Source organism: Pseudarthrobacter sp. YAF2 (assembly GCF_052113345.1).
Taxonomy (GTDB): Bacteria; Actinomycetota; Actinomycetes; order Actinomycetales; family Micrococcaceae; genus Arthrobacter.
The window spans coordinates 79,108-100,643 of sequence record NZ_JBFRDA010000006.1; the positions used below are offsets into that span (position 1 = coordinate 79,108).

Below are 21,536 nucleotides of genomic sequence, written 5' to 3' on the forward strand. Positions count from 1 at the left end.
GTAGTCGCGGTTGATCAGATTCGATCCGCCCCGGTCACGTGTCCGGTCAGGCGGACTGGGGCCGGAGCTTCCCCCACACGTCGGACGGGTCCATGGAGGTGCCGTCGGCAAACACGAACACGCCATCCGGGCGGAACCCGGCGGCGTCCAGTTCCGCGGTGAGTCCGCTCCCGCCGAGTCCGACGACGGCCGCATAGTCTCCGTCAGCTGCCGCAGCGGCGGTGCCGGCCCACGGAACGGCCACATGCTCCCCCACCGGGTGCGGTGCGGCCGACAGCCATGTGCCGGTGTCATCAAGGTCCTGGCCCCAAGCCACGGGACGGACCATGCTGCTGAGCACGGACCCGGCGGGGACAGGCCACCCGCCGATCCGCAGCCGTGCGCCCGCGCCGGACGCCCCGCGCACACGCACCAGGCGCAGTTCGACGGCGCCGCGCGTCACCGAAACCACGGTCACTTCCGGCCCGGGCGTGGCGGACCCCGCAGCTCCGCTGCCGTGGTCCGGACCGCCGTCGGGATCGATGGTGATCCAGTGCGTGGCCGCACGGGAGGCCCCCACCTGCACCCCGCCGGCGCGGAACTGGCCCAGGAACTCAAAACCGGTGCGGTGCGTCAGCCGCCCGCCGGCATCGGCGAACACCACGGCGTTGTCCAGGGACTCGGACTCCAGGTCCGGGAAGGTGGCCGTGGAGTATCCCAGGCGGGCGTACAGCGGTGAGTCGGCCACCCGGGTTCCGGGGTTGGCGTGGTCGGTTCCATGGTTGCGGACCCGGACTACGCCGTCCGCTGCCGTGCCGTCCACCTGCCAGCCCGGGGCGGTGATGAACAGCCGGGTGTCTCCGGTTTCCACCGGCAGCGGCTCCTCGACCGCGGTCCACACCGGGTGTTCCGCCGGAAGGGCCAGGCCCAGCATCCCCTTGGCCGCCCAGTAGGGTGAGCCTGCGCCGGAGTAGGACTGCTTCATTGCCGGGAATTCGCCGTGGAACCCAATGGTGAGCAGGCCGTCGTCGTTCGTGGCCCCGCGGCCCATGAAGTACGCCAGGACACCGGACGCCGCCCGCCGCGAAACACCTGGGCTCAAGCGGGTATGGCCCAGCAGCTGGCCGCTCCAGAACGGGGCCGCGGCCGCAAAGCGGTAGATCAGGCTGCGGCCCTGCACCAGAGGCGCACCGTCGGCCCCCACCAGGTGGACGGCGTCGTCAAGGAAGTCCGCCAGCCGCCCGCCGTCCAGCGCCGCCCGTGCCTGCACCCGGGGATCCCCGGGCGCCATGAGCTGCAGCAACTGCGGATACACCTGGAAGGCCCAGCCCACGTAGTGGTCGTACGCGCGCTCCGGTCCGTCGGCGAACCAGCCGTGGCCGCGGTGGAGCGAGTCGTGGACGGCCAGGCCGGCGTCGATGTCCGCGTCGGAGGACCTGCCGCCAACGCCGGCAAGGAACATTTCCACGACGATCTGGAACCACACCCAGTTGATCGGCGGGTATGTTTCGCCAATCACCGTCTCGAACCAGGCGATCAGCTGTTCCTGGACCCGGCGGGGCAATGTGTCCCAGAGGACGTCGCGGGTCAGGGCCAGGCCGACGGCCAGCGATGCGGCTTCCACTTTGGCCTGGTCCAGTTCGCCCGGCGTGGGCCAGCGGCCGGGGTTGGCGGGGTCGGTGCCGGCGTCGAACCCCTGCGCGTACCAGTCCGCGAGCCAGCGGGTGCCTTGCGGGTCTCCGGCGATCCGGAAGGAGGCGAGCAGGAAGGTCCGGGCGAACGCTTCGAGCGAGTCGCTTCGGGGACCGTAGGCGCTGGTGGCGCCCGGAAGGAACAGGTTGGCGTGGTCGTCGGTGGCGAATCTGTGCGCCGAGCGCAGCAGGTGGTCTGCATAGGCGCACCAGTGGTCGCGGGTGAGCCCGGTGAATGGCGACAATTCCCGGTCCAGCGGAGGAAGGACAAGGGCAACGGGAGGTGCAGGGACAGGCATGGGTTCCTAGGTTGGGTTGGTTGCCCGCGGGCCGGGCAGTGGGTGGCCGCTGCGGGGCGGCATCATGTTTACAGCGAGTCCAGTAGCGCACCCGTGGCAGCGCGCGGCGCCCCCACCGATGAATCACGCAGGATCAGGTCGGGATTCAGTTCCACCCGGTGCACCGGCCGCATCCGTCCTTCGGCGAGCCGGGCGGCCATGAGCTGCACCGCCACCTTGCCCACGTACTGCTTGGGCGGGCGGACGGCTGAAATGGCGGGTTCGCCGAGGTAGGCCACCTCGTCGTCGTATCCCACCACTGCGAGGTCCCCAGGCACGGCCAGGCCGCGGTCCACGCAGTGCTGGACGAACGCGACCGCCTGGGTATCCGAATGCACCAGCATGGCGGTGGTACCGCTGCTGGTGCACAGTGCCAGCACCTGGTCGAAGTGCTTTGCCCGTTCACCGTTGACGTGCTTCACCGAGTCTTCGAGGACCGCCCCCTGGACCGGAATCTTGAGCGCGGTGAGGGCCTGTTGCCAGCCCCGGACAACGTGCGGGCTGGTGGGGCTGGAGGAGTCCGTCAGGCAGCCGATCCGCCGGTGCCCTTCCTGCCACAGGTGCCGTACGGCCATGCCGGCGCCAAAGGCGTGGTCCGTGGCCACCCACTCGAGCCGGTGCGCCGGAACCTCGGGCGGCGAGCGCCGCTCGGCCAGCACCACTGGGATGGGCAGCGCATTAAGCCACCGCAGCAGTTCCTGTCCCTGCTCCCCGCCCATGTCCGGCGCCACGATCAGTCCGTCGATGTTCTGGGTATCCAGGAGGGCTTGGACCTGCCGGCGGTTGTCTGCCGCGTCATAGGCGGAGCCGCGGACCAGGATCCGGAGGTTCTGAACTTCCGCTTCGGCGCGCGCCCCGCTGATCACTTGCGGCCAGTAGTAGTCCAGCGACGGGATCACCATGCCGATCGAATAGCTGTGGTTTGCGGGCCGGCCCGCCGCGGAGCGGTCCAGGGGGCTGGGCAGTGTGGCACCGCCGTGGACCCGGGACACCAGCCCTTCATCCGCCAGGGTGTTCACGTCGCGGCGGATGGTCAGCTCACTGACCCCGAGCTTGGCCGCAATGTCCCTGACGGTGATGGCGCCGTGCGCGCGCAGCTCCTCCATGAGCCGTTCCCTGCGCTGCAGCGAAAACAGCGACTTTCCTTCCGCGCCGGGGGATTTTTCAGGACTCATGGTGTTGCCTCCACAGTGAGGGTGAATGCTCCGGCGGTGCCGGACGGGGTTGGCACGCGGAAGCGCAGGCGGGTGAGCTTCGGTCCCCAGACAGCGGACAGCAGCGGGTCTTCAAGGTGCCATTCGTCCACGAGGACGACGGCGGATCCCGGCTTCCATTGCAGGGCGGCTCCCCGGGCGGTTGCGGCGGCGCATCCGGAGTCCGCCCCGGGAATACCGGCCGGGTGGATGTCCGCGGTGCCCTCCGGACCGACGCGGACGGTGCCGGCCGCCAGGAAGGTGATGTCGACGTCGGACGCCGCTCCGTGCGGCGCTGTCCTGTGCGAGACTGCTCCGTGCGGCCCGGCCGGGAGGTCCCAGCGGTCCGCAATGGTGATTCGGCCCGTGGCCCGGTCCAGGGTGGACGTGCGGACCCACTGGTGCGGCTGCATTCCGTAGGCGGCGCCCAGCGCGAGCTGAAGGCCCGGGCGCTCCGCCGTGGGCTGCTCCAGGACCTCCGCCGCGAATTGGCTGCCTGTTCCCTGCTCCATTCCGAGGGGAGCGGGGACATTGTGCCAGTTGCTCTGCATGGCACGGATTTCGTAGCGGTCCGGACCAAACGTCCTGGCGGTGTAGGTGGGCTGGCCCGCATCCACCAGCAACGGCGTGCCGTCCACGGCAACCACCACCGATCCGACGTCGCGGTGGTTGTGGTGTTCGCCGTTGTGGCCGCCCTTGGCGGCGAGGAGCAGGCCGCGGGTGGAACCCGAAGTTTCCCTGGCCACCATGATCTGGACGGAGGGGAGGTACGTGAACGGCACCGGCGGGACGGTGCCCTGTCCGTCCCGCTGAGGCTCGGGCGCCGCTGAACCGAGGAACAGCGAGTGCAGGACACGGCCCAGCCCGGCGGCCGCATCCGGCGCCCCGGCGATCATCGAGGCTGCGTGCTGTGCCGCGTCCCCGTCCCCCAGGCGCACCGCCCAGCGGTGGAGCATGTCCCACGGAAGTGCCACGGCGGCGCGTGCGGGACCGTCTGCAACGTTCAGGAACCAGGTGCCGCCGATGTGCATCCGGTGCGGGAAGGCAACGAGCTCCCGGATTACCGGCAGGCCGGCACCGAGAACGCCGGCGGTGGCCTCCTCCAGCAGCGCCAGGCCCTCCAAGGCCCGGCCCGCCCCGTTCCACCAGTAGGCGAATCCTTCGTCGATGGCGCCGTCCGGGGGGATGGAGGCCAGGAAACGGTCCAGGCCCTCGATGCAGCGGGCCAGGACCCGGGCCCGCAGGCGGGGATCGTCCACCAGGAACAGCGCGGCGGCGATGAGGTTCGAGTGGATCCACGGATTCCAGTTGTGGACATCACCGTCCAGGCCCAGCCAGTGCCAGTCGAGCCGCTCCAGGAAGGGCCGGATCACACGCCGGTGGGTTTCCTCGCGCAGGCGCCGCCGCAGGCCGGGGGCCCGGTTGTCCAGGCCGGCGCCCAGGACGTGGTCCAGCCAAGCCAGCTGGGCAGCCACCTCACCCGCGCCCAGGTCCAGGAACGGCTGCCCTTGGTCCGGCACCACCTCCCCGGAGCGGCGGAACACGTCATCGTGTGCCGCCCAGCACCAGGAGCTCTGTTCGCAGAGAAGGTAGGCGCCGTCCACAACCTCGTCAAGCCACAGCTCGGCTTCACCGCGGTCAGTGGCTGTCAGGGCCATAACCACGGCACGGGTGAGCCTCTGCTGGCGGGCGGCCACCAGATCCTCATAAGCGGTGCGGTTGCCGTCACGGAAGTATCGCGCGTACTGGGAAACCAGGGGCTGCGGCCAGGCGGTTCCGCGTTCCCGGGCTGCCTGATGCTGCAGTGCCGTCAGGCTGGTGCCGGCTACAGAGTGCCAGGCCGGATCGCCTGCCGGACGGACGGGTATGCGGGCCTTTCCGCCATCGAGTGCGCGCAGCAGTTCATCAGGGTGGGCGTGCGTTCCCCACGCCGAGGCAAGGGGGGCGCGGGGCGGCAGTGCCACGGCGGGGGTCAGCTGAGCTGGCATCAAAAAATCGCTTCTGTTGTTCGATCTTGATCGTTTAAGAACGATACAGACTATCTTGGTTGTTCTGTCTTGTTCATGAGTATGTACTGATTGTTAGATGTGATGCAAGACATGAACAGCGGTCCGATCCGCTCTCCAACCAATGAAGAAAGGAGGCCCGAATGTCGCGTAACCCCAAGGCCCTGCTGGTCATGAACCAGGGAACATTTGCCGACCAGTTCGATTCCGTGCGGCTCGAACGGCTGGCGGGCCTGGTGGACCTCGGCGAAGCGCCGTGGACCGACTCACTGGAAGACCCGGCGTTCGCCGGCCACCTGGCGGAGGTCGAGATCCTGCTGACCAGCTGGGGGGTGCCCCGCCTCGATGCACCTGCACTGGAGCGGATGCCCAACCTGCGCGCGGTGTTCCATTGTGCGGGTACGGTCCGCAGCTTCGTCACCCCGGAACTGTGGGAACGCGGCATCCTGGTGACCAACGGCGCGGACGCCAACGCCATCCCGGTGGCCGAATTCACCTTCGCTTCCATCGTGCTGGCCGGCAAGAAGGCCCACGTGCTCGCGAACGACGCAAGAATGCACCGCGAGGACTGGGGCTATGCCACGGCGCGCGGGGAACTGGGCAATATCGGCCGGGTGATCGGCGTGATCGGGTTCTCCCGCATCGGCCGCCGGGTGGTCCGGCTGGTCCAGCAACTGCAGGACGTGACCTGCCTGGTCAGCGACCCCCATGCGGACCCCGCGGCCGTGGCGGCCGCCGGCGGGAAGCTGGTGTCCCTGCATGAGCTGCTGGCATCCTCGGACATCGTGACGGTCCACGCCCCTGCCCTGCCGGAGACCCGCCATATGATCGGGGCCGCCGAGCTGCAGGCCATGAAGGACCACGCGACACTGATCAACACAGCGCGGGGTTCACTGGTGGACACCAAGGCCCTCGAAGCGGAGTGCGCCACGGGCCGGATCCAGGCCTTGCTGGATGTCACCGAACCCGAACCGCTGCCGGCGGACTCGATTCTTTACGACCTTCCCAACGTGGAGATCACCCCGCATATCGCCGGCTCCCTGGGCACGGAAACCCGGCGGATGTCCGATGCCGCACTGAACGACCTTGAACGCTACCTGACCGGTCAGCGACCCGCAGCGCAAGTGGTCTCCGCAGACCTCTCCCTCAGCGCCTGAACAGCCCCACGCCGCACACGCGGCACACAACCAAAACCTCAAAGGAGAACGCAATGAAGCGCAGGACTTTCACCGCCATGGCGCTGGCCGTCACCGCAGGGCTCGGCCTGTCCGGATGCGCCGGAGCCGCAGGCACGGCACCGCAGGCCCAGGACGGCAAGACCACGCTGACCGTATCCGTGTGGAATTACGAGGGAACACCTGAATTCAAGGCCCTCTTCGACGGCTACGAAGCCAGCCACCCAAACGTCCACATCGAACCCGTGGACATCCTGGCCGACGACTACCCGCAGAAAGTCACCACCATGCTGGCAGGCGGCGACACCACCGACGTCCTGACCATGAAGAACGTCATCGACTACGCACGCTACGCCAACAACGGGCAGCTGCAGGAAATCAACAGCGTGCTGGACACCGTGGGCAAGGACAAGCTGGCAACCCTTGACGCCTTCAACATCAACGGCAAGTACTACGCGGCCCCCTACCGCCAGGACTTCTGGCTGCTCTACTACAACAAAGACCTCTTCAAGGCGGCCGGTATCGATGACCCCAAAGACCTGACCTGGGACAAGTACGCAGAGATCGCCAAGAAACTCAGCGGGACCGCCCCCGACGGCAAGAAGGTCTACGGCACGTACCAGCACATCTGGCGCTCGGTGGTGGAAGCCGTCTCCGCTGCACAGAACGGCAAGGACCAGAACAGCGGCGACTACAGCTACTTCAATGACCAATACACCATGGCCCTTGACCTGCAGAAGAGCGGCGCCACCCTGGACTACGCAACGGCCAAGAGCCAGAAGACCAGCTACCGGACCATGTTCGAGAGCGGCCAGGCCGCCATGATGCCCATGGGCACCTGGTACATCGCCGGCCTGCTGCAGGCCAAGAAGGACGGCAAGACCAACGTCAACTGGGGCCTGGCACCCATGCCGCAGAAGGACTCGAACGGCAAAGTCACCACCTTCGGCTCCCCCACCGCCTTCGCCGTGAACAAGAACGCCACCCACTCGGACGAGGCGAGGAAGTTCATCGAGTGGGCCGCCGGGCAAGAGGGAGCCAAGGCCATCTCCAAGGTGGGCGTGGTCCCGGCACTGCAGGACGACGCCGTGACGGACGCCTACTTCAAGCTGGACGGCATGCCCACGGACAGCCTGTCCAAGAAGGCATTCGCACCGGACAGCACCGCCCTGGAAATGCCCGTCAGCGACAAGTCGGCGGCCACGGACAAGATCCTGAACCAGGAGCACGACCTCATCATGGTCGGCGAAAAGTCGGTTGCCGACGGAATTGCCGAGATGGGCAAGCGTGTCAAGAGCGAAGTCCTGGGCCAGTAACAGGCAGCCATGACAACCAAAACCATCACCCCGGCCGCCGCGCCTGCAGCAGCTCCGGCGCCCGGCCGGGGCAACCGGAAACAGGCGCGGCGCAACACGCTGATCGGCTGGACGTTCATCCTGCCGAACTTCCTGGGATTCCTGGCCTTCACCCTCATCCCGGTGTTGGCCGCGTTCGCCCTTTCCTTCATGGAATGGACCTCCTTCAGTGCCCCCAAGTGGGCGGGGCTGGCCAACTTCCAGCGGATGCTGGCCAGCGACTCCTTCTGGGTGGCCCTGCGGAACACCGTGGCCTACGCGATCGGCCACGTCCCGCTGACCATGGCCCTGGCCCTGCTGCTGGCCATACTCCTGAACCGGAAGCTCAAAGGCATCGGCTTCTTTCGGGTTGCAATCTTCTTCCCCTACATCACCTCCCTGGTGGCGGTCGCCGTCGTCTGGAACATGCTTTTCAGCCCGGACAACGGACCCATCAACCAGTTCCTGCACACGATCGGCATCGCCAACGCGCCGGGCTGGACCTCCAGCTCCGACTGGGCGCTGCCCGCCGTCATCATCACCAGCGTCTGGCGGGACATGGGCTACTACATGGTGCTGTACCTGGCGGGTCTGCAGGCCATCCCCACGGAACTCTACGAGGCAGCGGAGGTTGACGGCGCCAGCGCCTGGCAGCGGTTCTGGAATGTCACCATTCCGTCGCTGCGGCCCACCACGTTCTTCGTGGTGGTCATGCTGACGGTTTCCAGCTTCAAGGTCTTCGACCTGATCGTGGTGATGACCAACGGCGGTCCCGGCCGCTCCACCACGGTGCTGTCCCAGCTCATTTACCAGGAGGGCATCGGCGAAGGGAAGTTCGGCTACTCGTCCGCGATCTCGCTCGTGCTGTTCCTGATCGTGCTGACGGTCACCGTCCTGCAGTTCAAGATCCAACAGCGGAGGGAACGCTGATGACCAACATGGCCGAAGACCTCAAGGCCGGGGCACCGGTGGACGGCGCCGCCCCGGCACCTGATCCAGACGGCCGTCGTCGTCCGCCCGGTGCCCGGAACGGCAGGCGCCCCAGCCGCGAGCGGAAGAAGCGAACCACCAATGCCATCATCTACGCAGCGCTGGCCGTGCTGGTGGTGGCACTCCTGGTGCCGTTCATCTGGATGGTGTCCTCCTCGCTGAAGGAGAACAACCAGGTCCTCACGGTGCCCATCCAGTGGATTCCCAGCGAGTTCGTGTGGAGCAACTACACGGACATCTGGACCCGGATCCCCATGATGGGGTACCTGCAGAACTCGCTGTACCTGGCAGTGATCATCACCTGCCTGCAGGTGCTCACCGGATCACTGGCCGCCTACGGCTTCTCCAAGGTCCGTTTTCCTGGCCGGGACGTCCTGTTCCTCTGCTACATCGGCACCATCGCCGTGCCGTGGCAGGCCTACATGGTGCCGCAGTACATCATGATGCAGAACCTGGGCCTGACCAACAGCTTCAACGCCCTGATCCTGCTCCAGGCGTTCGGCGCGTTCGGCGTGTTCCTGATGCGGCAGTACTACATGACCATCCCGGACGAACTGTGCGAAGCCGCCCGGATTGACGGCCTGAGCGAATACGGGATCTGGGCCCGGGTGATCCTGCCGCTGTCCAAGCCCGCCTTGGCCAGCCTGGCGCTGCTGACGTTCGTGAACACCTGGAACGACTACATGGGCCCGTTCATCTACCTCACCTCCAACCGGCTCTGGACCGTGCAGCTGGGGCTGCGTTCCTTCGTGGGCCAGTTCGACGCCGAGTACGCCATGATCATGACGGGATCCGTCATCTCGGTGATCCCCATCCTGGCCATCTTCCTTCTCGGCCAGCGGTACTTCATCCAGGGCATCGCCACGAGCGGGATGAAAGGATGACATCCGTGGCACGGCATCCCACGCCCCGGCAGGGAGAGTCTGCGCGGCGCGGCCTGGCCGGGCGTATTCCCAGCCCCGGGTTCGACGCGTTTGGCAGCATCTTCGGCTTCATCTACACGTTCCTGGCCGGGAATGTGCTCATGGCGCTCGCCAACGCCCCGCTGGTGCTGTGCCTTGCCCTGGTGGCGGACCCGGCAGCAGCATGGCCCTTCTTCCTGGCGCTGTCCGTCACCGTCGCGCCGTCGCTCGCCGGGCTCTTCGCCTCCTTCCAGGCATTGCACGACGACGGCGCCGCGGCCAGACCGGTGGCTTCCTTCCTGCGGGGCTACCGGCGCGGTTTCCGGCGTGCGGCCCCGATGGGGCTTGCGGCCGTGGCGGTGCTGCTGTTCCTTGGCGTGGACCTGGCCATCGTGCAGTCCATGCCGGCCGCTGCACTCCTGCTGCCGGTGGTCGTGGTGGCTGCCGCGATGACCGTGAACGTCGCCGTGATGGCGATTGCCGGCGTCGTGCTCCTTCCCGGCAACGGGCTGAAAAGCCTGCTCAAGGCGTCGCTCTTCCTGTCCGTCCAGCGCTGGTACCTGAGCCTGGCCATGCTGGTGCTGCTGGGGATCATTGCTTCCGCGGCCCTGCTGCAGCCGGTGCTGGGCGTGGCGCTGGCGCCGGCACCGCTGCTGTTCGTGGCCTGGAGCAACGCCGCCTACACCTATTCCTCCGTCCTGCCGGACCTTGGCCCGGACGAAAAGTAGGTCCCTGGCCCGGAGGCAACTGCGGAGGCCGGCGACGGATGCCGCGGGCCGTCGTCGTTAGAGGATCCGCTGGTACATGCGGTGGTCCTGCCACTGGCCGGCGATCCGCAGGTATGCCCGGGCGGTGCCGTAGGCCTCGAAGCCGTTCTTTTCCAGCACCCTTTGCGATGCCCTGTTATGGACCAGCGTGGCGGCCTCGAGGCGGTGCAGGCCGAGTTGGGCCTTGGCAATGATCATCGCCGCGGCCAGCGCCGACGTCATGAGTCCTCCCCCCTGGGCGTCCTGGGCGGTCCAGTAGCCAACATGGGCATTTTGGAAGGCGCCGCGGACGATCGAGCTCAGGTTCAGCAGGCCGACAACTGCATTGCCTCCCACAAGGACCATGGGAAGTGCGGTGCCGTCGTCGAGGTCCTTCAGCCGCCGGGTAAGGACCTCATGCTGGCCCTGGACCGTGTAGAACTCCTCGGGCCTGACCGGTTCCCACGGTGCCAGGTAGGCGCGGTTGGCCTGGAACGCTGTGGCCAGCGGCGCGGCATCGGACAAGTGGACGGGACGGAGGACGATGCCGTTGGCGAGTTCGCAGGAGAAGTCCACGCGCCCAGACTACCCGCCGGGTGCGTCTGCCGGTCTTCGTCGGCCGGTGTTACTGCGCGGTGCCCGTGCTAACTCGGAGTGCCCGTCTTCGCAGCATAGGCAGTGGCTTGGGCGCGTACCTGCCGGATGTAGGCATCGGATTGGTTGTAGGAGTAAATGGCGTCCGTCCACCCTTGCGGGGTGGTCAGGTCCCGGCCGTGGACGCACAGATACGTGGCGGCGGCGAGGGCGGCGTCGTCGAGGTTGAACGGGTCCGCAACGCCGTCGCCATTTCCGTCCAGGCCCGCAATCTTCCAGGTGGAAGGTATGAATTGCATCGGTCCCACGGCGTGGTCCCAGCGGGCGTCGCCGTCCAAGGTGCCGCCGTCCGTGTCCGGGATGGCGGCGAAGCCGGCGCCGTTGAGGCTTGGGCCCACAATCGGGCCGGATGCCTGGCCCTCGTTGTCCAGGCTCCCGCCGCCGTAAGTTCCGTGCGCTGATTCGACGAAGCCCACGGCCGCCACCGTGTTCCAGCCGATCCCGCACCCCGGATTGGAATCGTTGGCTGTGGCGGCTGCCGCAACATAGGCGCGGAGCGAGGAAGCTGGGATCCCGGTCCGCGCGGCAGCCTCCTCAAGCCACCCTGCATCCGGGGTCCTGGTCACGTTCACCGCGGTGGTCATGCCGGCGGACAACACGTCAAGCTTCACGTCCGCCCGCGGCGGCGGCGAAAAGACCCCATGGGCATCAGCGGCCGGCTGCCGGATGGCCCAGAACGACAATGCCGTCAGGACGCACACCAAGAACAGGCAAAGAACCAGGTAGCGTTTGAAACGGAGCACTGACCAATCAAACCATTCCCCGCCACGTCTGCCGTACGGCTGGGTACCATCAGGCATGGGCAGAAGGAATTACCTGGTGGAGGGTGGTTCAGGGACCGGCAAGACTGCGGTGTGCAACGAATTGCGGCGGCGCGGCTTCCACGCCATCAACGGCGACCGGGAACTGGCCTATCAGGGTGATCCGGAAACCGGCGAACCACAAGCAGGCATCACCGGCGTCTCGGCGCATCACCACCACATCTGGCGGGTAGGCGACGTGGAAGCCCTCATCTCGGACCGCAGTGAGGAGGTGACGTTCTTCTGCGGGGGCTCAAGGAACTTCGGGAAGTTCATCGACCTCTTTGACGGCGTCTTCGTCCTTGAGGTGGACCTGGAGACGTTGAACCGACGGCTTGACGGGCGGCCCCGTGACGAATGGGGTGGGCTACCGGCGGAACGGGCCCTGATTGAGCACCTGCACAGGACACGGGAGGACATCCCGCCGGCCGGCATTGCGATCGACGCCACCGCACCGCTCCAGGATGTAGTGGACGAGATCCTGCGGCGGGTCCGGGCGACCGATTCGGCCTGATCTTCCCGGGGTTGCCGGCTTGAGGAAGGCGGTAACCCGGGGTCCGCGCCATGCGCCGGGTTGTGCCTCCTGATCAGCGCCGAGGAGTTTCAGTGCGGTCTTCCATTGCGCGCCCGGCGGGAGCAAACTTCGAGAACGCGGCTGCCCGCGTACACCCAATCCAGCAGAAAGGCGTTCCAATGACCAGTTTCGAACCTGTCCTCGGGATAGGCGTTAGCGAGATGCAAAGCGCCGCGGGAAGGGAAGTCAAAAGGATCATGGCCGAAGCAGGCGGCGACCGTCTCAAGGCCGACAAAATCGTTCTCGACAAACTCCTTGAACTCCAGTTCATCACTGAATCAGAACTCACCGTACTGACGCGCGTCTGCGAACTGGGATACGCCGTCACCAGCGGCAAACACGACGCTGCGGAGGCCCACACCGAGGTCAAGAAGGCCTACGAGGAACTCCTGGTCGCCGGCAACGCCAGCCCCGTGGCACTGTCATATGCGTCGGGCGCCATGGGATCCTACGTACCAACCAGCTCCGGGGGACAAACCACAGTGGTCTACAAGAAATCGGGCGGCAACTGGCAAGGGACCCTGGCCGGCGCGGGAGCCATCATCGGAGGATACTTTGGGGGTCCAGGCGGAGCGGCGGTCGGCGGCGCCATCGGCGGTGTCCTCGGCAAGATAGTCGACGACTGCTGACTGGCGGGTAGAACAGGGAGGTGTGCGGACTCCCACGTCGACGCGTAAGAAACAATCCCCCGGCGCCCGCTGCTGCAAGGCGATCCCCGACGTCTGAGGCTACCGGCCCACAGCGCAAGGATCGCCAAAGATTTACGAAGGTTCCGCCAAGCACACATCCGGACAGTGAACACGTATGGAAGCATCATCCTTCTGGGCTTCCCACAGCCATCCCAAGCCTGGCAGATGAAGGCGGCCCTGCTGTCTTTCTGTTATCGGATGCGGGGGTAGCGATGTTTGTTCCGAGTACCGGTGACCCTTATCGCGAGGTTGATCTGCCGGCTCGGATTCGTGCATTGCGGATGCCGGGCTGGGCAGGGGTGGCACTCGGCGCGGGCCTCCTGGTGGTCCCGATGGCGGCGGTGGCCGGTTCGATCTTCATAAATGAGAGCGACGGCACGATCATCCCCTTTTGGGTCGAGGCGCTCATACTGGCGGGAGCGGTAATTTCGTCGTTTCTTGGCACCGCCCTGTTTTGGCGTGCCGGGGAGTGGGTAACGCTCACACCCGACGCGGCGGTTTTGACGAGGGCGTTCGTCGTCCATGTCCGTGTCGAACGCGCCCAGCTTGAAGACTTCCACGCCTACCTCCACCAGTATCCGGCTAGTGGAGGTCCTCAATACCGCATGGTGCCCACCCTAACCACCAGGGATTGGTACGATCGGCTCCGGGACGTGCCGATCCCGTTCCTGTCCTATTGGAACCCTGTCGGAGGCACGGAAGCTTCGCTGCCTCCCCATGCTGGCTACATTGAGGCCTGGGCCCGCGCTGGTAGCAACCCGTACTCCAGAGCAATGCACTTGCACGCCATCCCCGGGAATGTCTCGACGCACCGGCAGGCCGTCCGGACCGGCCTGCAGCGACGCTCGCGCATCTGGGCGATAGCGGTCCCCGTTGCCTCTGTCTCCCTCGGCCTCAGCCTCGGTTTTGGGCTCGGACCCGTCGCCAAAGTCCTGGGGCACAACACCAGTTTCGACACCCAGACAAACCGCACCGGCGTCCGCGACCTCGACGACGCTCTCACTCCAGGCGTCACCGCCTACCAGTGGCGTGCCAAGGTCTATCCCGCCACAGGCACGAGGGAATTCACTTTCTTCCCAATTGTGAAATCGCTGCCATCAGCACCGTATACAGTTCGTTATTTCATCCGTGACCCTGCGCAGCACGGTACGGAGCTCAGTGGTCCCGAGCAGAAGTACGGCCGAATCGTCTCGCAGGGCACCATCTCCGTAAAGGACCCCACGATCGAGTTCACTCTCGACAACAACGACAGCACCTTCACGTTCGAGGTCTACGTCACCGACGACCAAGGCCATACAACGCTTAACTCGGAGCTCTACAGGGACATCGCCGCCCTTCCGGCGTCGACCTCCACGTCCTGACAGGAATACGTTTACAAGCTGAACGTCCTTCACCGGGACGGCTGCGCCTCCGCGCCCGAAGTTCCCGCATCAGCCGAATTGGAGGCGACTGATACTCCCTTTCCGCGTCGCTGCGCCCTTAAAGTAAGCACGTGGGCAACAGAATCGGTTCGTACGAGGCGTGGCAGCTCCTGCTTGACGGCAACCAGCGCTTCGTCACGGGAGATTCCCTGTATCCGAACCAAAACGCCGCAAGGCGAAGCGAGTTGGTGACCACCCAGAATCCGTTCGCCGTCATCTTTGGGTGTGCTGACTCCCGCCTCGCCGCGGAGATTATTTTCGACGTCGGCCTCGGCGACGTCTTCGTGGTGCGGACAGCGGGGCACGTGCTCGACTACGCTGTTCTCGGCTCGCTCGAGTACGCAATCTCGGTGCTCCATGTTCCACTGATCGCAGTCCTGGGGCACGGCAACTGCGGCGCCGTAACGGCGGCGAAGGAAGCGGTGGAAACCGGCGCAACGCCGCAGGGCCACATCCGCGGCCTGGTTGAAAGAATCACGCCGTCGGTGCTGAAGACGATGCGTCAGGACAAGACGGACGTCAACGAAATGGTCATCGAACACGTGAAACAGACCGTGCGCCGGCTGCTGGAGAATTCCCGGGTGGTTTTCGACGCGGTTGACAACTACTCCACAGCCGTCGTTGGCCTCACGTACCAACTTGAAGAGGGCAGGGCGCAGCTCGTCTCCACAGCCGGCGTCCTCTAAGAGGAAGAATGTGGGCAAAGCAATATGCAGCGCGCCATTGGCGCGCTGCATATTGTGTTCGATCGGAGGGGGCGTGTCAGCCGCCGCTGCCTGGGGTGGACGTGTCGGCGGATGAACTGCCCGGCCGGGGGTGGCCGAGCGCCGACGAGCCGGGGGCGGGGGAAAGGCCCAGCCGCCTGACGATTTCGGCTGCTTCCTCCGCCGGAGTGCGGCCCACGTCAATGACGATGGTGTTTTCTTCCGGTCCCGGGGGTTCCAGTGTGGCGATCTGCGAGTCAAGCAGGGTGGCCGGCATGTAGTGGTCCATGCGTGCTGTCAGGCGCCGTGCGATCTGCTCCTTGGAACCGGAAAGGTGCACGAAGACTACGTTCTTTTCACGGAGCCGGTCGCGGTAGATCTTCTTGAGGGCTGAGCAGGTAATGATGCCCGGTATTCCGGCCATGGTGTGCTCGATGATCCAGGAGGCAATGGTGTCGAGCCAGGGCCAGCGGTCCTCATCCGTCAGTGGTATGCCGGACGCCATTTTTTCGACGTTCTCCGGCGAGTGAAGGTCGTCCCCTTCCTCAAGGTCCCAGCCAAGCTGGCCGGCCAGGATGCCCGCCACCGTGGACTTGCCCGATCCGGACACGCCCATGATGACGAGGACAGGCTGCTGGTCGTACCTGGCGGGTGCGGTGTCCTGGGACGTCATGGAATCACCACGGACAGAATCATCACCAGGCCGAAGCCGACGAGGGAGATCAGCGTTTCCATCACGGACCAGGTCTTGAACGTCTGGCCTACGGTAAGGCCGAAGAGTTCCTTGACCAGCCAGAACCCGGCGTCGTTGACGTGGGAGAGGAACAGCGAGCCTGCGCCGACTGCCAGGGCCAGGAGGCCGGCGTGTGCCGGCGAGAGGGACGTGGCCAAAGGGGCGACGATGCCGGCGGCAGTGACAGTTGCCACCGTGGCTGAACCCGTGGCCAGGCGCATCGCCACGGCGATGAGGAACCCAAGGACCAGCACCGAAATGTTCGCTCCGGTGGCCCATTTCGCCACGGCGTCGCCCACTCCGGCGCCGATCAGCGTCTGCTTGAACCCACCGCCCGCGCCGACGATGAGGATCACTGCGGCGATCGGTCCCACGGAGGCACCGATCTTGCCGCCGATCTTGTTGCCGGAGAACCCGACGGCGTAGCCGAAGGTCACCAGGGCCAGGAGCACTGCGAGGGTCATGGCGACCAGGGGTTCGCCGATGAAATCAAAGAAGACGCGTGCCGCGCTCGGGTTCTTTGCGTCCGGGGACACGATGTCCACGACGGCTTTGAGGAGCATGAGCACCACCGGGAAGACGATGGTCAGCAGGGTGATGAGGAAGGACGGCTGGCGTTTCGCGTCCGGGTCGGCTTGCGTATGTTCGGTGTCGATGCCACCTGCCTGCTTTGGGGCGTCCACGGGAACCCAGCGTGCGGCGTAGATCGCGAAGAGCGGTCCGCAGATGATGACGGTGGGGATCGCAATCAGGAGGCCGAGGGCCAGGGTGATGCCCAGCGGCGCATTCAGGCTGGAGATGGCAACCAGGGGGCCGGGGTGCGGCGGGACCAGTCCGTGGAGCACGGACAGGCCGGCAAGTGCCGGAATGGCGACGCGCATCAGTTTCCCACCGGAGCGCTGGGCCACCAGCACGATGACGGGCAACAGCAGCACCAAGCCGATTTCGAAGAACATTGGGAGGCCGATGATCACCGCGACCAGTGCCATGGCCCACGGCAGGAGCTTCGGGGAGACCTTGCCGAGCAAGGTGTCCACCACCCGGTTTGCTCCGCCGGAATCGGCCAGCAGTTTGCCCAGCATCGCGCCGAGGGCGATGAGCAGGCCCACTTCCTTGAGTGTGTTGCCCACGCCGTCTTCGAAGTTGCTGATGACCTTGTCGAAGCCGACGCCGGACGCCAGCCCGACAAAGGCGGAGCCGAGCACCAGTGACAGGAATGGATGAAGCTTGAATTTGACGATCAGCAGCACAATGAGGGCGATGCCGATCGCGGCGACCACCACAAGCTGGGTGTCGTGGCCGTTCCAGGGCTGCGCTGCCGCAGGAAGGAGAAGGGGTGTCATGGTTTTCCTTGGGTTGGGGTGGAGCCGGGAACTTTTTGTTTTTGACCGGTCCTCCAAATATGCTGTGGATCACGGTACACACTAAATACGATTTATGGAATCCGGGCGGCGCTGCCAGCACACTGGGGTGCCCCTGACCTAAGGGGGACCCTGCAATGTCTGATCAACCGGGGACCGCCCGACATATCAGCAGGCATTCTGCGATCGTCGAGCGGCTCGGCAGCGACATTACATCCGGCAAGCTGGCCACGGGCCTGGTGCTCCGCTCCGAAGATATGGAGCAACAGTACGAGGTCACCCGGTCAGTGCTCCGCGAAGGCCTGCGTGTGCTGGAAACACTGGGAATGGTGACCTCCCGGCGCAGCGTGGGCGTATCCATCCGCCCTCAAGCCGAGTGGAATGTTTTCGATCCACTCGTGGTCCGGTGGCGCCTCAACGGCTCTGGCAGGGCCGCCCAGCTTCGGTCGCTGACCGAGCTCCGCTCCGCCGTCGAACCGCTGGCCGCGAAACTGGCAGCCACGCGGATAGCTGCCGAGGACGCGCGCCAACTGCTGGAACTTGCCTCGGGACTTGAAATCACAGCCGAAGCAGGCGACCTGGCTGCCTTTCTTCCCCTGGACATCCAATTCCACGCCTTGATCCTTAAAGCATCGGGCAATGAGATGCTCCTCAACCTGGAATCGGCGATCGGAGAGGTCCTGACAGGGCGAACCCAGCACGGGCTGATGCCCGACCGGCCGGAACCCGAGCCGCTGCGCCTGCACCTCGAAGTCGCGAGGGCCGTTGTCGCCAGCGAGCCGGCCGCGGCATATGCGGCCATGCAACGCATTGTGGACATCGCCGGCCAGGAAATGGACGCGATTTTGGACAGCGGGTCGGACCCCAAGTAATCCACCGCGCTCATCGTTCGAAAGTCGTGTGGCTGCTAACCGGGACACCGATGCCGAAATCCGGACCAACGTGGAGACGAACTTCCTCGGCCCACTTTTCCTCGCCCGCGCCTCGCCCCAATCCTGTCAGCGAAGGAGAAATCCGCAATCATCGACATCCACTCCGCCTTGAGCTGGTACGCCGTGGCCGGCATCTACAGTGCCACCAAGGCAGCCCTCTGGTCCGCCACCAACTCGCTGCGCCTGGAGCTTGCCCCCAAAGGGGTACATGTGGCGGGCGTACATGTCGGCTATGTCGATACTGCGATGGCCGCGCATGCCACCGATCCCAAGATGGACCCGCCGGGTACTAGAGAAGCGGCTGCGCCGTGGTGACGGATCCAGCACGTCACCACGGCGCTTTCCTATTGCTCCTTGACATTAACATGAGTGTAGTCATAATTGATTGTAGTCACTGAATGCTTGCGGGTCGGGGCGAGGCCATCGTCGCAACCGGGGCCAGATACCAGGACATCAACCAAAAGGAGCATCGCGGAATGCGGGCATTCGTTATCGACAAGTACAAGGAACCACTGCGGGAAGCCGAGGTTGCAGAGCCCGCGGTCGGTGAACGGGACGTGCTCGTGCAGGTACAGGCTGCCGGCCTGAACCAGCTGGACGAGAAGATCCGCCTGGGTGAGTTCAAACAGATCCTTCCCTACAAGCTCCAGTTGATCCTCGGCAACGACGTAGCCGGCACCGTGCTGCGCGTCGGGGAAAAAGCGAACGGGTTCAAGCCCGGCGATGAGGTCTACGCCCGTCCCCACCAGGACCGCATCGGCACCTTTGCCGAACGTATTGCCATCGCCGAGGAAGACCTTGCGCTCAAGCCCGTATCTGCCAGCATGGAGGAGGCCGCTTCGCTGCCACTGGTAGCTCTTACGGCATGGCAGGCCCTCGTGGAGCAGGGCAATGTGCAGCCGGGACAGAAGGTTCTCATTCATGCCGGCGCCGGCGGGGTCGGTTCCATCGCCATCCAGCTCGCCAAGCATCTTGGCGCGACCGTTGCAACCACCGCCAGCAGCTCCAACGCCGGCTTCGTACGGGACCTCGGCGCTGACATCGTGATCGACTACCGCGCCCAGGACTTCGAGCAGCTCCTGAGCGGATACGATCTGGTACTCGACAGCCTCGGAGGGGAAAACCTGCAGAAATCACTGCGCATCCTCAAGCCCGGCGGGAAGGCGATCGGGATCGCCGGCCCACCCGATCCAGCCTTCGCCCGTAAGGCAGGCCTCAACCCTGCGCTGCGCCTGGCAGTCACCGGGCTCAGCAGCAAAATACGGAAGCAAGCCAGGAAGCTCGGCGTCAGCTATGAGTTCCTCTTCATGCGAGCCAGCGGCGACCAACTACGTCAGATCAGCACCCTCGTCGACGCCGGCGTGCTGCGCCCCATCGTCGGCAAAGTCTTCACCTTCGACCAGGCACCGGAGGCATTGCAATCACTGGCCGCAGGGGGCTTCCGGGGCAAAGCCGTGCTCACCGTCACCAACTGACCCATTGCCAGCCACTATTCACGCACAATCCAGGAGAACAACCGTCATGGACAACACCGATCCCCAGAACGAACCAGTGGTCACTTCGTACGCAAAAGCACCAGCCAAAACTGTCACCGCCGCAGGCGTTAGTTACGCCTACCGCGAGCTTGGGCCGAAAGGCGGCATCCCCGTCGTGTTCTTAGTGCACCTGGCAGCCACGCTTGATAACTGGGACCCCCGTATTATCGATCCCATCGCCCAGAACCGCCACGTCATAACCTTCGACCAGCCCGGCGTCGGCGCTTCCACCGGCCAAGTTCCCAACAGCATCGAAGCAATGGCCGAGGACGCCTACACCTTCATCAAGGCCCTCGGATTCGACACGATAGATGTATTCGCCTTCTCACTGGGCGGCATGGTCGCCCAGGACCTGGCCATCAAACATCCCAGCCTCGTCCGAAAACTCGTCCTGACCGGAACCGGCCCGCGCGGAGGCAAAGACATCGACAAAGTCCTCGGCACCACCTACTGGGACATCCTCCGGGCAACCCTGACCCGGTCCGACCCCAAGGAATTCCTCTTCTTCAACCGCAACCCCACCGGCAAGACCGCTGCGAAAGCGTTCATCAAACGCCTTCAGGAGCGAACCGAGAACCGTGACAAGCCGATCACAGCCCGCGCATTTCGAACCCAGCTGAAGGCAATCCAGAAGTACGGCCGCTCGGCCCCGTCAAACCTGTCCACCATCAGTCAGCCCACGCTCATCGCCAATGGCGATAACGACCGCATGGTGCCCTCCGTGCTCTCCGAAGAACTACATCGCCGCATCAAGGGATCCGAACTGATCATCTACCCCGACTCCGGCCACGGTGGCATCTTCCAGCACCACACCCGGCTCGCACCCGCCGTCGTCGAATTCCTCGCCCCCTGACCATCACGCCCGCAACAAGAAGGCACTCAGGGGAACCCCCCGACAACCGGACCGCAAGAAGAAAACTCTCACTCCCTCCGCTCCTTCATGCCATGGATTCAGAAGATGTGGCGTCGAAGCAGCACTAAGTATGTCAAGAGTGGCCGGATCCTCCCCCAACGCGAAAAGTAGCGGCGCCAACCGGAGGGCCTGATCACCGCACCTCCGTTATACTCAATACTGAGTTCAGTCAGTTTACGTCCAGAGGAAACCACATGCCTGCCACCTCCCAGCCGCTCGGACGGCGCGAGCGGAACAAGCAGGAGAAGCTGGACCGCATCACAGCAGCAGCCACCGAACTGTTCGCCGAACACGGGGTCGACGACGTCACCACCCAGCAAATCGCCGACAAAGCCGACATTGGCACCGGAACCCTATTCCTCTACGCCAAAACCAAGGGAGAACTCCTCCTCCTCGTTCAAAACGCCCACTACGCCGAAGCTCTTGAACGAGGCCGGGCTGATGCTGAAAGCATCCGGGATACCCTCGGTGCGGTGATGGCCGTGGTGCGGCCGATCGTGGAGTGCAACCGGATCCAGATTGATAACGGACGCTTCTACCTGCGGGAAATGGTCTTCGGCGACCCTACGGAGCCACACCACAGCGCTGCTCTCTCCATCGTTGGGCAAACCGAAGAGGCCATTGCCGCCATACTTGGCCGCGACGGGGTGAGCGATGCCGGCGATGCTGCGACGACGGCCCGCGTCGTCTCTGCGATCATGTTCGTCAGCATGGCGGCAAGCGTGAACGCCGGATTGGAACTTGAAGCACTGGTGCAGGACATCAAGACACAAGTCAGCCTGCTGCTAAACCGCTGACGGGTTAGGGGCTCCCACAGGCCAGGTCCCGACCTCCACCTAATCCCCAAACCCATCCAAGCCAACTAA

The 21,536-nt window shown here is 65.1% G+C and carries 20 protein-coding genes and 1 pseudogene; 14 read left to right on the plus strand and 7 right to left on the minus strand.

The features are described 5' to 3' along the window. Positions 1–46 precede the first annotated feature (46 nt). The 3 genes from AB4Y79_RS08040 to AB4Y79_RS08050 all read right to left on the minus strand — a co-directional run bounded on the left by AB4Y79_RS08040 (position 47) and on the right by AB4Y79_RS08050 (position 5,189). Complete coding sequence (locus AB4Y79_RS08040; protein WP_441860317.1) at positions 47–1,969, minus strand: DUF2264 domain-containing protein; 1,923 nt, start codon at positions 1,967–1,969, stop codon at positions 47–49. Positions 1,970–2,037: 68 nt separating this feature from the next. Next, positions 2,038–3,183 (minus strand): LacI family DNA-binding transcriptional regulator, encoded by a 1,146-nt coding sequence (locus tag AB4Y79_RS08045; protein WP_441860318.1) that lies wholly within the window; start codon positions 3,181–3,183, stop codon positions 2,038–2,040. Further along, complete coding sequence (locus tag AB4Y79_RS08050; protein ID WP_441860319.1) at positions 3,180–5,189, minus strand: heparinase; 2,010 nt, start codon at positions 5,187–5,189, stop codon at positions 3,180–3,182. The genes AB4Y79_RS08045 and AB4Y79_RS08050 overlap by 4 nt, the downstream gene beginning before the upstream one ends. Before the next feature lie 161 nt (positions 5,190–5,350). On the opposite strand from AB4Y79_RS08050, the gene AB4Y79_RS08055 reads away from it, so the two are divergent. From AB4Y79_RS08055 to AB4Y79_RS08075, 5 genes are read left to right on the plus strand one after another with little or no spacing between them, the layout of a single operon-like run. Next, positions 5,351–6,364: a hydroxyacid dehydrogenase gene (locus AB4Y79_RS08055; protein ID WP_441860320.1), complete on the plus strand. Its 1,014-nt coding sequence runs from the start codon at positions 5,351–5,353 to the stop codon at positions 6,362–6,364. Between the two features lie 53 nt (positions 6,365–6,417). Continuing rightward, complete coding sequence (locus AB4Y79_RS08060; RefSeq protein WP_441860321.1) at positions 6,418–7,698, plus strand: extracellular solute-binding protein; 1,281 nt, start codon at positions 6,418–6,420, stop codon at positions 7,696–7,698. Between the two features lie 9 nt (positions 7,699–7,707). Beyond that, positions 7,708–8,646 carry a carbohydrate ABC transporter permease gene (locus AB4Y79_RS08065; RefSeq protein ID WP_441860322.1) on the plus strand — a complete coding sequence of 313 codons (939 nt, stop codon included), beginning with the start codon at positions 7,708–7,710 and terminating at the stop codon, positions 8,644–8,646. Next, positions 8,646–9,590: a carbohydrate ABC transporter permease gene (locus AB4Y79_RS08070; RefSeq protein ID WP_441860323.1), complete on the plus strand. Its 945-nt coding sequence runs from the start codon at positions 8,646–8,648 to the stop codon at positions 9,588–9,590. The genes AB4Y79_RS08065 and AB4Y79_RS08070 overlap by 1 nt, the downstream gene beginning before the upstream one ends. Next, a complete protein-coding gene (locus AB4Y79_RS08075) occupies positions 9,587–10,336 on the plus strand; it encodes a hypothetical protein (protein WP_441860324.1) in 750 nt (249 codons plus the stop codon). Before AB4Y79_RS08070 ends, AB4Y79_RS08075 begins: the two co-directional genes overlap by 4 nt. A 57-nt stretch (positions 10,337–10,393) precedes the next feature. Here the strand turns inward: AB4Y79_RS08075 and AB4Y79_RS08080 are convergent, their stop codons facing one another. Both AB4Y79_RS08080 and AB4Y79_RS08085 read right to left on the minus strand, forming a co-directional pair. Next, positions 10,394–10,930 carry a GNAT family N-acetyltransferase gene (locus tag AB4Y79_RS08080; RefSeq protein ID WP_441860325.1) on the minus strand — a complete coding sequence of 179 codons (537 nt, stop codon included), beginning with the start codon at positions 10,928–10,930 and terminating at the stop codon, positions 10,394–10,396. Between the two features lie 68 nt (positions 10,931–10,998). Beyond that, positions 10,999–11,751 (minus strand): lytic transglycosylase domain-containing protein, encoded by a 753-nt coding sequence (locus AB4Y79_RS08085; RefSeq protein ID WP_441860326.1) that lies wholly within the window; start codon positions 11,749–11,751, stop codon positions 10,999–11,001. A gap of 55 nt (positions 11,752–11,806) precedes the next feature. On the opposite strand from AB4Y79_RS08085, the gene AB4Y79_RS08090 reads away from it, so the two are divergent. The 4 genes from AB4Y79_RS08090 (at position 11,807) to AB4Y79_RS08105 (ending at position 15,178) form a co-directional block, all read left to right on the plus strand. Then, on the plus strand, positions 11,807–12,322 hold the full coding sequence (locus tag AB4Y79_RS08090; RefSeq protein WP_441860327.1) for a nucleoside kinase: 516 nt from the start codon (positions 11,807–11,809) through the stop codon (positions 12,320–12,322). 179 nt (positions 12,323–12,501) lie between these two features. Then, positions 12,502–13,011, plus strand: coding sequence for a hypothetical protein (locus tag AB4Y79_RS08095; RefSeq protein WP_441860328.1), 510 nt, complete (start codon positions 12,502–12,504; stop codon positions 13,009–13,011). Between the two features lie 272 nt (positions 13,012–13,283). Then, the gene (locus AB4Y79_RS08100; RefSeq protein WP_441860330.1) at positions 13,284–14,432 is read left to right on the plus strand and encodes a hypothetical protein; all 1,149 of its coding nucleotides are present in this window, start codon (positions 13,284–13,286) and stop codon (positions 14,430–14,432) included. Between the two features lie 131 nt (positions 14,433–14,563). Beyond that, a complete protein-coding gene (locus tag AB4Y79_RS08105) occupies positions 14,564–15,178 on the plus strand; it encodes a carbonic anhydrase (RefSeq protein WP_441860331.1) in 615 nt (204 codons plus the stop codon). 76 nt (positions 15,179–15,254) lie between these two features. Here AB4Y79_RS08105 and AB4Y79_RS08110 read toward each other — a convergent pair whose 3' ends face one another. Further along, positions 15,255–15,869, minus strand: a complete 615-nt coding sequence (locus tag AB4Y79_RS08110; RefSeq protein WP_441860332.1) for a gluconokinase — start codon at positions 15,867–15,869, stop codon at positions 15,255–15,257. After that, on the minus strand, positions 15,866–17,272 hold the full coding sequence (locus AB4Y79_RS08115) for a GntT/GntP/DsdX family permease (protein WP_441860333.1): 1,407 nt from the start codon (positions 17,270–17,272) through the stop codon (positions 15,866–15,868). Before AB4Y79_RS08115 ends, AB4Y79_RS08110 begins: the two co-directional genes overlap by 4 nt. A 155-nt stretch (positions 17,273–17,427) precedes the next feature. Between AB4Y79_RS08115 and AB4Y79_RS08120 the strand changes: the two genes are divergently transcribed. The 5 genes and pseudogenes from AB4Y79_RS08120 to AB4Y79_RS08140 all read left to right on the plus strand — a co-directional run bounded on the left by AB4Y79_RS08120 (position 17,428) and on the right by AB4Y79_RS08140 (position 21,467). Then, the gene (locus AB4Y79_RS08120; protein WP_441860334.1) at positions 17,428–18,162 is read left to right on the plus strand and encodes a FadR/GntR family transcriptional regulator; all 735 of its coding nucleotides are present in this window, start codon (positions 17,428–17,430) and stop codon (positions 18,160–18,162) included. Positions 18,163–18,208: 46 nt separating this feature from the next. Continuing rightward, positions 18,209–18,504: pseudogene (locus AB4Y79_RS08125) on the plus strand (SDR family NAD(P)-dependent oxidoreductase); the annotation flags it as partial. A 194-nt stretch (positions 18,505–18,698) separates the two neighbouring features. Then, positions 18,699–19,697: an NADP-dependent oxidoreductase gene (locus AB4Y79_RS08130; protein ID WP_441860335.1), complete on the plus strand. Its 999-nt coding sequence runs from the start codon at positions 18,699–18,701 to the stop codon at positions 19,695–19,697. 46 nt (positions 19,698–19,743) lie between these two features. After that, a complete protein-coding gene (locus AB4Y79_RS08135; RefSeq protein ID WP_441860336.1) occupies positions 19,744–20,610 on the plus strand; it encodes an alpha/beta fold hydrolase in 867 nt (288 codons plus the stop codon). Between the two features lie 254 nt (positions 20,611–20,864). Continuing rightward, positions 20,865–21,467, plus strand: a complete 603-nt coding sequence (locus AB4Y79_RS08140) for a TetR/AcrR family transcriptional regulator (RefSeq protein WP_441860337.1) — start codon at positions 20,865–20,867, stop codon at positions 21,465–21,467. Positions 21,468–21,536 lie beyond the last annotated feature (69 nt).

Bases quoted from the DNA above. Each gene is read 5' to 3' on its own strand.
- AB4Y79_RS08040 (WP_441860317.1), bottom strand. From the start codon at position 1,969: ATGCCTGTCCCTGCACCTCCCGTTGCCCTTGTCCTTCCTCCGCTGGAC.
- AB4Y79_RS08045 (WP_441860318.1), bottom strand. From the start codon at position 3,183: ATGAGTCCTGAAAAATCCCCCGGCGCGGAAGGAAAGTCGCTGTTTTCG.
- AB4Y79_RS08050 (WP_441860319.1), bottom strand. From the start codon at position 5,189: ATGCCAGCTCAGCTGACCCCCGCCGTGGCACTGCCGCCCCGCGCCCCC.
- AB4Y79_RS08055 (WP_441860320.1), top strand. From the start codon at position 5,351: ATGTCGCGTAACCCCAAGGCCCTGCTGGTCATGAACCAGGGAACATTT.
- AB4Y79_RS08060 (WP_441860321.1), top strand. From the start codon at position 6,418: ATGAAGCGCAGGACTTTCACCGCCATGGCGCTGGCCGTCACCGCAGGG.
- AB4Y79_RS08065 (WP_441860322.1), top strand. From the start codon at position 7,708: ATGACAACCAAAACCATCACCCCGGCCGCCGCGCCTGCAGCAGCTCCG.
- AB4Y79_RS08070 (WP_441860323.1), top strand. From the start codon at position 8,646: ATGACCAACATGGCCGAAGACCTCAAGGCCGGGGCACCGGTGGACGGC.
- AB4Y79_RS08075 (WP_441860324.1), top strand. From the start codon at position 9,587: ATGACATCCGTGGCACGGCATCCCACGCCCCGGCAGGGAGAGTCTGCG.
- AB4Y79_RS08090 (WP_441860327.1), top strand. From the start codon at position 11,807: ATGGGCAGAAGGAATTACCTGGTGGAGGGTGGTTCAGGGACCGGCAAG.
- AB4Y79_RS08095 (WP_441860328.1), top strand. From the start codon at position 12,502: ATGACCAGTTTCGAACCTGTCCTCGGGATAGGCGTTAGCGAGATGCAA.
- AB4Y79_RS08100 (WP_441860330.1), top strand. From the start codon at position 13,284: ATGTTTGTTCCGAGTACCGGTGACCCTTATCGCGAGGTTGATCTGCCG.
- AB4Y79_RS08110 (WP_441860332.1), bottom strand. From the start codon at position 15,869: ATGACGTCCCAGGACACCGCACCCGCCAGGTACGACCAGCAGCCTGTC.
- AB4Y79_RS08115 (WP_441860333.1), bottom strand. From the start codon at position 17,272: ATGACACCCCTTCTCCTTCCTGCGGCAGCGCAGCCCTGGAACGGCCAC.
- AB4Y79_RS08120 (WP_441860334.1), top strand. From the start codon at position 17,428: ATGTCTGATCAACCGGGGACCGCCCGACATATCAGCAGGCATTCTGCG.
- AB4Y79_RS08130 (WP_441860335.1), top strand. From the start codon at position 18,699: ATGCGGGCATTCGTTATCGACAAGTACAAGGAACCACTGCGGGAAGCC.
- AB4Y79_RS08135 (WP_441860336.1), top strand. From the start codon at position 19,744: ATGGACAACACCGATCCCCAGAACGAACCAGTGGTCACTTCGTACGCA.
- AB4Y79_RS08140 (WP_441860337.1), top strand. From the start codon at position 20,865: ATGCCTGCCACCTCCCAGCCGCTCGGACGGCGCGAGCGGAACAAGCAG.